Origin of the sequence: Shewanella sp. AS1, from assembly GCF_021412565.1 — a bacterium.
In the GTDB taxonomy this organism is placed as follows: Bacteria; Pseudomonadota; Gammaproteobacteria; order Enterobacterales; family Shewanellaceae; genus Shewanella.
The window spans coordinates 1-281 of the sequence record NZ_JAKCLJ010000132.1 but is presented as its reverse complement, the minus strand read 5'-3'; the positions used below and the strand labels follow the sequence as shown (position 1 = coordinate 281).

Genomic DNA, 281 nt, shown 5'->3' with positions numbered 1-281 from the left:
CCGCGACGATGAAGGATATCGAGGGGATCTGGAAAAGTCTCGAACCAAGCCGCCCCTTCGGCTATACGTTTCTGTCGCAGAGCTTCGACCGCCTCTACCGCACCGACATGCGCCTGGGGCAGGTCTTCGTCTTTTTCACCCTTCTGGCTCTCTTCGTCGCCGGCCTGGGATTATTCGGGCTGGCCGCCTTCACTGCGGAACGCCGGACCAAGGAGATCGGCATCCGCAAAGTCCTGGGCGCCTCGGTCGCGAACATCATGGCCCTCTTGACCCGCGATTTT

Annotated in this window: 1 protein-coding gene; it reads left to right on the top strand. The window is 60.9% G+C overall.

Going from position 1 to position 281, the window contains the following annotated elements; all coding sequences use genetic code 11:
- Positions 1-281 (top strand): ABC transporter permease (locus LZP69_RS16380; RefSeq protein ID WP_326490277.1); only part of this gene is annotated, 281 nt, incomplete at both ends.